8 protein-coding genes and 1 pseudogene are annotated in these 8,282 nt (G+C 50.0%); 7 read left to right on the top strand and 2 right to left on the bottom strand.

The window, feature by feature from the left end; translation table 11 throughout:
* Positions 1-294: 294 nt before the first annotated feature.
* Both atpD and ABYP73_RS09270 read left to right on the top strand, forming a co-directional pair.
* Positions 295-1,803: a F0F1 ATP synthase subunit beta gene (gene atpD, locus ABYP73_RS09275; RefSeq protein ID WP_372974132.1), complete on the top strand. Its 1,509-nt coding sequence runs from the start codon at positions 295-297 to the stop codon at positions 1,801-1,803.
* Positions 1,804-1,844: 41 nt separating this feature from the next.
* Entirely contained in the window at positions 1,845-2,123 is a 279-nt protein-coding gene (locus ABYP73_RS09270) for a F0F1 ATP synthase subunit epsilon (RefSeq protein ID WP_372945579.1), read from the top strand.
* An 11-nt stretch (positions 2,124-2,134) separates the two neighbouring features.
* On the opposite strand, the gene ABYP73_RS09265 is transcribed toward ABYP73_RS09270, so the two are convergent.
* Positions 2,135-2,665, bottom strand: a complete 531-nt coding sequence (locus ABYP73_RS09265) for an N-acetyltransferase family protein (RefSeq protein WP_372974131.1) — start codon at positions 2,663-2,665, stop codon at positions 2,135-2,137.
* Between the two features lie 74 nt (positions 2,666-2,739).
* On the opposite strand from ABYP73_RS09265, the gene ABYP73_RS09260 reads away from it, so the two are divergent.
* The 3 genes from ABYP73_RS09260 to bioD are packed head-to-tail and all read left to right on the top strand — an operon-like array spanning position 2,740 to position 4,912.
* Positions 2,740-3,915 carry an aminotransferase class I/II-fold pyridoxal phosphate-dependent enzyme gene (locus ABYP73_RS09260; RefSeq protein ID WP_372974130.1) on the top strand — a complete coding sequence of 392 codons (1,176 nt, stop codon included), beginning with the start codon at positions 2,740-2,742 and terminating at the stop codon, positions 3,913-3,915.
* On the top strand, positions 3,908-4,291 hold the full coding sequence (locus ABYP73_RS09255) for a DUF2007 domain-containing protein (protein ID WP_372945582.1): 384 nt from the start codon (positions 3,908-3,910) through the stop codon (positions 4,289-4,291). Before ABYP73_RS09260 ends, ABYP73_RS09255 begins: the two co-directional genes overlap by 8 nt.
* 3 nt (positions 4,292-4,294) lie before the next feature.
* Positions 4,295-4,912 carry a dethiobiotin synthase gene (bioD, locus tag ABYP73_RS09250; protein WP_372974129.1) on the top strand — a complete coding sequence of 206 codons (618 nt, stop codon included), beginning with the start codon at positions 4,295-4,297 and terminating at the stop codon, positions 4,910-4,912.
* Here the strand turns inward: bioD and ABYP73_RS09245 are convergent.
* On the bottom strand, positions 4,898-6,235 hold the full coding sequence (locus tag ABYP73_RS09245) for an ArnT family glycosyltransferase (protein WP_372974128.1): 1,338 nt from the start codon (positions 6,233-6,235) through the stop codon (positions 4,898-4,900). The genes bioD and ABYP73_RS09245 overlap by 15 nt on opposite strands.
* A 218-nt stretch (positions 6,236-6,453) precedes the next feature.
* On the opposite strand from ABYP73_RS09245, the gene bioA reads away from it, so the two are divergent.
* Positions 6,454-7,725, top strand: a complete 1,272-nt coding sequence (gene bioA / locus ABYP73_RS09240) for an adenosylmethionine--8-amino-7-oxononanoate transaminase (RefSeq protein WP_372974127.1) — start codon at positions 6,454-6,456, stop codon at positions 7,723-7,725.
* A gap of 84 nt (positions 7,726-7,809) precedes the next feature.
* Positions 7,810-8,282 (top strand): annotated as a pseudogene (locus ABYP73_RS09235) (beta-ketoacyl synthase); the annotation flags it as partial.

Raw genomic sequence — 8,282 nt, 5'->3', positions numbered from 1 at the left:
TCAAATCGGTGTTCAAGGTCGGAGGATCCAATATCCTTGGGGATGAGTATTTCTCTGCCATCGGAACCGGAGCCGTGGGATCCATCTTCTACGTAAGCTGGACGGTAAACCCTTAAGAGGCAATACGTAACACAAAAATAAAAGCACCGTGGGAACGGTGCTTTTTTTATGCGAAAAAATCAACCTAAAGCCTTCTTATTTACAATGTGAAGATATATCTTTGCAGCCGGAAAAAAGGTGCCATATAAACGAGTAAAATGGCTGAGAATTTCCCTAATAGATAAAACTATAAGAATGGCTAAAGTAACTGGTAAAGTCTCTCAGATCATCGGACCGGTGATAGACGTTGAATTTGCTTCCGGATCGGAGCTCCCGAAAATCTATGATTCTCTCGAAATCAACAGGAATGATGGAACCATCCTCGTCCTGGAAGTACAGTCGCACATAGGCGAGAACAGCGTGCGTGCGATCTCCATGGATTCTACAGACGGATTGAGCAGGGGAGTAGATGTGGTTGCCACAGGAAAGGCCATTCAGATGCCCATAGGCGAAGATATTTACGGAAGACTGTTCAACGTGATCGGAGATGCTATCGACGGGATCGGGAACCTGCCCAAAGAAGGCAAGAACGGTCTCCCCATCCACAGGGAAGCTCCCAAATTTGAAGATCTTTCCACATCTACTGAAGTACTCTACACCGGGATCAAGGTGATCGACCTCATCGAACCTTATGCAAAAGGGGGTAAGATCGGTCTCTTTGGAGGAGCCGGAGTAGGAAAGACGGTACTGATCCAGGAGCTGATCAACAACATTGCAAAAGGACACGGAGGACTCTCCGTTTTTGCCGGAGTAGGAGAACGAACCCGTGAAGGGAACGACCTGTTGAGAGAGATGCTGGAATCCGGAATTATAAAATATGGTGATAAATTCCTCCATTCCATGGAAGAAGGGGGATGGGACCTCTCCAAAGTTGATAAGAAGGCCCTGAAGGAGTCCAAAGCGACCTTCGTCTTCGGACAGATGAACGAGCCACCGGGAGCCCGTGCAAGGGTAGCCCTTTCCGGTCTCACGATCGCTGAGTACTTCCGCGACGGTTCCGGAGAAGGACAGGGTAAAGACGTTCTGTTCTTCGTGGACAACATCTTCCGTTTTACCCAGGCAGGTTCTGAGGTATCGGCTCTTCTGGGACGTATGCCTTCTGCGGTGGGATACCAGCCAACCCTGGCCACTGAGATGGGAGCTATGCAGGAGCGTATCACCTCCACCAAAAGAGGATCGATCACCTCGGTTCAGGCGGTGTATGTGCCTGCGGACGACTTGACAGACCCTGCGCCCGCGACTACCTTTGCCCACCTTGATGCGACCACGGTATTGTCCCGTAAGATTGCTGAGTTAGGTATTTATCCGGCGGTGGATCCACTGGATTCCACTTCCAGGATCCTCACCCCTGAGATCCTCGGGAAGGATCACTACGCCTGTGCACAACGAGTAAAAGAGTTGCTTCAGCGTTACAAAGAGCTTCAGGATATCATCGCCATCCTTGGGATGGAAGAACTTTCCGAAGAGGATAAACTGGCTGTTGGCCGGGCGAGGAGGGTACAGCGTTTCCTCTCCCAGCCCTTCCACGTGGCAGAACAGTTTACCGGTATCCCTGGAGTTCTGGTAGACATCAAAGACACCATCAAAGGCTTTAATATGATTATGGACGGTAAGCTGGATCACCTTCCGGAATCCGCCTTCAACCTGAAGGGTACCATTGAAGAAGCTATTGAGGCCGGTGAGAAAATGTTGGCTGAAGCCTAAGAAATCCCTCAGGGAAGTTAGACGTAAAGAAGTTTTAGAAGATGCATTTAGAAATCGTATCCCCCGAAGCCACCCTTTTTGAAGGAAACGTCACTTCTGTGACTGTTCCCGGACTGAATGGTGAGTTTCAGGTGCTCGACAACCACGCACCCATCGTATCCCTGTTACAGCAAGGGCTGGTCAAGATCGGAGGGGAGATCGCCATAGACGAGGAGCACGAGGCCAAATTCAAAAAGAATGCAGATGGCAAAATGACCCTGGCTATCACCAGTGGCACCATGGAGATGAACGACAATAAGGTGATCGTTCTGGTCGACTGACCCCTAATACTTCAAAGCACTATAAGATACCAGTCCCTTTCATCGGACTGGTATTTTTTTAGTACCCGGAAACCGATGGCCAGGTGTGCGTCCAGAGATCGGCGGTTGCGACCATCCACTTCGGTGACGATCACATTGAAATCATCGCTCAACACCTCCTTCATGGTAGAGTACAACCCGCGAAAAATACCCTGTTTCCTGTATTCTTTGTCGACACAAACCTGCCCCATCACTATAAAGGTCTTAGCGGGGGAAAGGGTTAACCTGATCTGTTCGAACATGGACCGGAGGATGGGGATCTCCCCGGAGAAGTCGGGATGCATACACAGGGCATACCCCACAACCCGTCCATTCGCTCTGGCTACGATATGAGGACATACCTCGTTCATCCTGCCAAGCAGTTCCAGGGTGTGGGAAACCGTGAGAAAGCCTTCCCTCTCGCGGATTTCATCTGTGAGCTGATCAGGTAAGTTCTTTACCTGCAATTCCAGGATCTCCCGTAAATCCTTGTCGGTGCTCGCCCTTCCGAATTCTACAGACATTTCTATCAATTGTTGTGCTTGCGGTTTCGCAATTTCAAGATAGCATTTATTCATCTAAATACTACCTTTGATACATGGATGGATTTCCTAAAAAACTAGGGCAGAAGCTGCAGGAGAGGAAGGAAGAGAATACATTCCGAGAATTGAAGCTCCTTTCGTCAAAAACCGATTTTGTCAGCAATGATTACCTGGGGATGGCCCGTGAGGAGTCAGCATTCAGAGGTGCCACCGGCATCCTCGAATCCATGGGCATGATGCGAAATGGGTCTACAGGATCCCGTTTGCTTTCCGGGAATTCTGAGCTCCATGAAAAAACGGAAGCTGTCCTGGCCAGGCTTTACGGAGCAGACAGTGCCCTGATCTTCAACTCGGGATACGACGCCAACCTGGGTCTTTTTTCCTCTCTTCCCCAGAAGCATGATGTGGTCCTGTATGATGAATTCATACATGCCAGCGTGAGGGATGGTATCAGGATGGGTCTCGCCAAAAGTTACAAATACAGGCATAATGACCTCGATCATCTCAGGGAATTGCTCCAGCGCCTGAGGAAGGAAGCGGATAATGACTCCCAATATTACCTGGCCACAGAAGCCGTGTTCTCTATGGACGGGGATCAACCGGATCTGGAGTCGTTGATCAAACTTTGCGCTGAATTCCGATGCAGGCTTATCCTTGATGAGGCTCATGCTATTTCGGGAATAGATAAGACCCTCAAAGACCTGGAAGATCAGGAGACCGCCCGACGTGTGGTCTTCGCGAGGATCGTGACCTTTGGCAAGGCCATGGGGGTACAGGGAGCTGCCGTACTGGGCTGCACACAGTTGAGGTCCTATCTGGTCAATTTTGCGCGCAGCTTTATCTATTCCACGGCACTGCCTCCCCTGAGTATCGCCACGGTATTCTTCGCCTGCGAACAGGTAAAAAAAGAAGAATACCTTCAAAAGAAGGAAGGGCTGAGGTCTAATATCGAACGGTTTCTGAAAGTAAGGGACGATCTGGGTCTTCAGGAAAGATTCATTCCGAGCAGGTCGGCCATACACTCCTGTGTGATCCCTGGAAATTCCAGTGTAAAGGGCGTGTCCGAATTCTTAAAAAAAGAAGGGTACGGTGTGCTACCCATCCTTTCGCCTACAGTTCCGTCCGGGCAGGAGAGAATCCGTTTCTGCCTGCACAGTTTCAATTCACCGGATGAAATAAAGGAAGTATTGAGTATCTTGGCCCGTGCCATTGAAGAGAACGTCCATGCCTGAAAAATTTTATACTCTCGGTGCCTTTGAATTTCCGGCCGATGTACAGGTCATTAAGGGCCGACTCGAAGCCGAGGGGATCTATGTCTTCCTGAGGGATGAAAATTTCCTCAATACGGACCCCCTGGTCAGTCAGGCCGTGGGAGGAGTCAAGCTGCAGGTCTATACCCGGGATAAGGACAGGGCGATTGAGATCTACGATGAATTCAGGAGATATGCCATAGATGACGAGGGAAATCCCGTGACCTGTCCCAACTGCAAAGCCCAGCGTTCAGAAGCCTATTACGCCAGAAAGGGCTTCTTTCACAAACTCTTCCCCTTTTTTGAAAAAAAGAAATACAGGTGCCTCAAATGCGGCATGATCACAAAACCCCAATAGACCGTGAAGCGAATATTTGTTACCGGGATCTCAACTGAGGTCGGGAAGACCATTGCCTCTGCCATCATTGTGGAAGCCCTTGAGGCCGATTACTGGAAACCCTTACAGGCAGGAGACCTCGACCGTTCTGACAGTCATAAGGTCAGGAACCTGATCAGCAATACAAAGACCGTGATCCACCCAAACAGCTATGCCCTCAAAACACCAATGAGCCCTCATGCAGCGGCCGAGATCGACGGGATCGAAATCGCGAAGGAAAACATTATGGAACCCCGAACAGACAATCACCTGGTCATCGAAGGGGCAGGCGGACTCCTGGTTCCCCTGAACGATACGGACACCATCGCAGACCTGATCAAAACCAACTACAAAGTGGTGGTGGTCTCAAGGCATTACCTGGGGAGTATTAACCATTCCCTCCTGACCATCGAGGCCCTCAGGGCGAGGGGAATGGAACCCGTGATCCTGTTCAGCGGGGCTGAACACCCGACCACGGAGAGTATCATCCTTTCCAAGACCGGGATAAGGGGTATCGGCAGGATTCCGGAAGAGGATCATTTTAACAGGGAGGTGATCAGGAAATACGCCTCCGCCTTCCGGAACTCACTAATAGCCCTCTAGCCTGGAGAAGACTTCAGCCCGGCCTACTATGCCCTCCAGGCGATAGTGTTCAGACAAATAAGCTCTGACATAGGCGTCTTCCTCTATGTATTCCCTGTCAAAAACGGTCTTGTCCTTACGGGTGACCACGGTTTTGGGTTTGAGCGAATCCAGGAGGTAATTCAATTCCTCCAGGGCGTTTTTCCTGGGATTTCGGAAATAGGGATACAGGGCAGGCCTGCAGATGTTGCTCGGGTGGGTCGCTGCCTTTGAAGGGGGCGAGGTATCCAGGACCCAGTAGCCTATATGGTACTCAAAAAAGAGGACTTCCTCCGGGTTGAGCTCGTGTTCCCTGATAAATTCCGGAACCGTAAATCCTTCCCCATTAAAAAAGGTGCCATGCGTCCTTTTGTTGTCAATGATATTGGCAAATTCCGCATAGGATTCAACCGGGAGTGCTATAGCCAGAAAAAGAGCCAGAGGATGATAAATCTCACGATAACGCATAGCGCGTGAAAGGGCGATGCCCAGCAGGATGAGTATCATAGGATAGATCTGCATCAGGTAATGTCCGTTTACTTTCCCGCTTTTCAAAAAGGAGAATACCACCCCGGAAAGGGCCAGGGATAACAACAAAATTCTGTGATCCGAGAAATCGATCCATTTTTTCTTCCAGCACAAAAGCCCGAATAACAACAAGACAGCGACCAGGGGAAGGACCTTGAAAACGGAGCTTTTAAGATCGTCTGAGTAGGCCAGTGGGGCCCTGATCACAGAATCGATCCAGACTTCGGGGATCCCCGATACCAGGTAGGGAAAAAATGTCGCTGCCACAGGGATTATAACCCCTGAACCCAAAAGCAGTATCTCTGTAAACCCTTTATGAAACTTTCGTTTATGTATGGAAATTCCAAGGACCCAGAGGAATATCCCAATTACGGCATAGGCCAGGTTGAGTTTCATCATCAGGGAAATCCCCAGCATTATGCCTGCAGTGAATATCCATTTTGCCTGTTTGTGCTTCAGAAGCAGATAGAGTGCCGGCATAAAGAACAACATACTCAGGTGTTCAGACATCACACCCTGAAGACTGCCAAAGAGGCTCAAGAGGTAGACACAGCCCAGGGCCGACCAGAAGCCGATTCGTGCCGAATGCGCCTCTTTCCCGGCCTTATAGGTGTAAAAGGAGACCAGGGCTACGGTCAAGGCTCCAAAAAACCGGATGGCGACAAAGCTCTTCCCGAAGATGTAAATGATCCCCGAAAAGAAAAGAAAGGCCAGGGGCGGTTTTAGGTCCCACAATTCGGTATAAGGCAGATGACCGTCGACCCAGGATTGAGCCATCAGAATGAACGTACTTTCATCCCGGTCTATGTAATCTCTGAAAAAAAAAGGAAAACGAAGGCAAACGGACAGGAGGGCAAGACCTAAAAATACCTTACCATCCTTCAGATTCTGGTAATTAGGAATGAGAGATGTTATAAATTTGTGCGGCATGTCTTCCGGAGGCTATTCCTCCCCATGCAAGATATGTATTTCAATGTTGCCTTAAAATATCAGGCTTGGAGAAACTTTCAGTCAGAGATAGAAAACACCTGTGGCATCCCCTCACACAGCACAAGACGCACGGGGATATGCTCGGGATCGTCAAAGCACAAGGCGCCGTACTTACAGACGAGGACGGCAGGGAATATATTGATGCGATCGCTTCCTGGTATACGGCCATGTACGGCCATTGTCATCCTTGGATCACAAAGGCAGTTTCGGAACAGATGAAAAAGCTGGACCAGGTGGTCTTCAGCGGATTTACCCATCAACCTGCCATAGAACTATCGGAATCTCTCATGTCCGTGTTGCCTTACAATCAGCAAAAGCTGTTCTTTTCGGATAACGGATCCACAGCTACGGAGATCGGGATCAAGATGGCCCTTCAGTATTTTCACAACCTGGGCGAAAAGCGGAACGTCATGCTCGCTTTCGAGGAAGGATTTCACGGGGATACTTTCGGGGCTATGTCGGTATCCGGTCTTTCGGCCTACAACGGGCCTTTCGAGGAACATTTTATACGGGTAGAGCGCATCCCGGTTCCCCAGGACGACAACGTGGAGGAAGTACTGGAATCTCTGGAGAAAAGGCTGAAGAAAAAGGATATAGCAGGGTTTATTTATGAACCTCTGGTACAGGGCGCTGCGGCCATGAAGATGCACAGACCTGAACACCTGTGCCGCATTCTGCGCCTGATGAAATTGGCGGGGGTGATCACCATTGCCGATGAGGTGATGACCGGCTTCGGAAAGACGGGAACCTGTTTCGCTTCGGATCAGGTAACGATCAAACCGGATATCATCTGCCTGTCCAAGGCGCTTACGGCCGGGCTCCTCCCCATGGCTGTTACGAGCTGTTCGGAAAAAGTTTACAACGCTTTCTACGATGATGCCGTACACAAAGGCTTTTTTCACGGACATACCTATACGGCCAATCCCCTGGCGTGCACCGCTGCCCTGGCTGCCCTTGAGTTGTTTCGGTCCGATGAGATGCAGGGGAACATCCATAGGATCATACATAAGCACCGGGAATTCGACAGTAGGATCAAGGACCACCCCAGAGTAGCTACTACGCGCCAGACCGGGGTGATCTATGCCATCGATCTCGCACTCAACACGGATCGCTACGGCTCCCTGAGGGACAGGCTGTATGCTTATTTCATGGACCAGGGTATCTTCTTGCGTCCCCTGGGTAACACGATCTATCTCCTGCCCCCTTATGTGATCAGTGATGCTGAGCTGGACAGAGTTTACAGGGCCATCGAAGGATGCCTTCAGCTCGACCTATAGCACATCCCTGTATTAATTTCCGCAAACATTGAGCTCCATAGGGGAAAATAAAAGGAGATAAGCCTTATTTTTGACCCTCTAAAGATGGCACTAAAAACACCGGTATCCATTGTGGCAATAGAATCCCTCTCGGCCCTGGGAATGGGCAGGGAGAAGGTCTGGGCTACCTATTTGTCTCACAGACACGGCATTGAGGAAAGGTCTTTTCCGGGAGAAAAGGCATGGGTTGCTCCGATCTCAGAAGATTATAAAGATTCCATAGAAGAGGTAAGGAGATCCCAATCCCACTACCGCAAACTGGATGAAACCGTGTTGTTTGCCCTGGCTGTCTCCAGAATGGCCGCTCATTCAGCCCGATGGAAGAAAAACGGGAATTTCGGGATCAATATCGGCTCCTCAAGAGGGGCTACCGGGATCTTTGAGTCCCACCACAAGCAATTCATAAAGGAGGGCAGTACATCGCCCTGGACCTCCCCGGCGACCACCCTGGGGAACATTTCTTCCTGGGTCGCCCACGATATGCAGACCTCCGGTCCTGAAATATCACATTCCATTAC

Origin of the sequence: Muriicola sp., from assembly GCF_041567615.1 — a bacterium.
Classification (GTDB): domain Bacteria; phylum Bacteroidota; class Bacteroidia; order Flavobacteriales; family Flavobacteriaceae; genus Muriicola.
This window is presented reverse-complemented; position numbering and strand designations above follow the sequence as displayed.

Excerpts from the sequence above, each read along its gene's own strand:
- atpD (WP_372974132.1), top strand. The coding sequence starts at position 295 with ATGGCTAAAGTAACTGGTAAAGTCTCTCAGATCATCGGACCGGTGATA.
- ABYP73_RS09245 (WP_372974128.1), bottom strand. The coding sequence starts at position 6,235 with ATGGCTCAATCCTGGGTCGACGGTCATCTGCCTTATACCGAATTGTGG.
- ABYP73_RS09270 (WP_372945579.1), top strand. The coding sequence starts at position 1,845 with ATGCATTTAGAAATCGTATCCCCCGAAGCCACCCTTTTTGAAGGAAAC.
- ABYP73_RS09260 (WP_372974130.1), top strand. The coding sequence starts at position 2,740 with ATGGATGGATTTCCTAAAAAACTAGGGCAGAAGCTGCAGGAGAGGAAG.
- ABYP73_RS09255 (WP_372945582.1), top strand. The coding sequence starts at position 3,908 with ATGCCTGAAAAATTTTATACTCTCGGTGCCTTTGAATTTCCGGCCGAT.
- ABYP73_RS09265 (WP_372974131.1), bottom strand. The coding sequence starts at position 2,665 with ATGTCTGTAGAATTCGGAAGGGCGAGCACCGACAAGGATTTACGGGAG.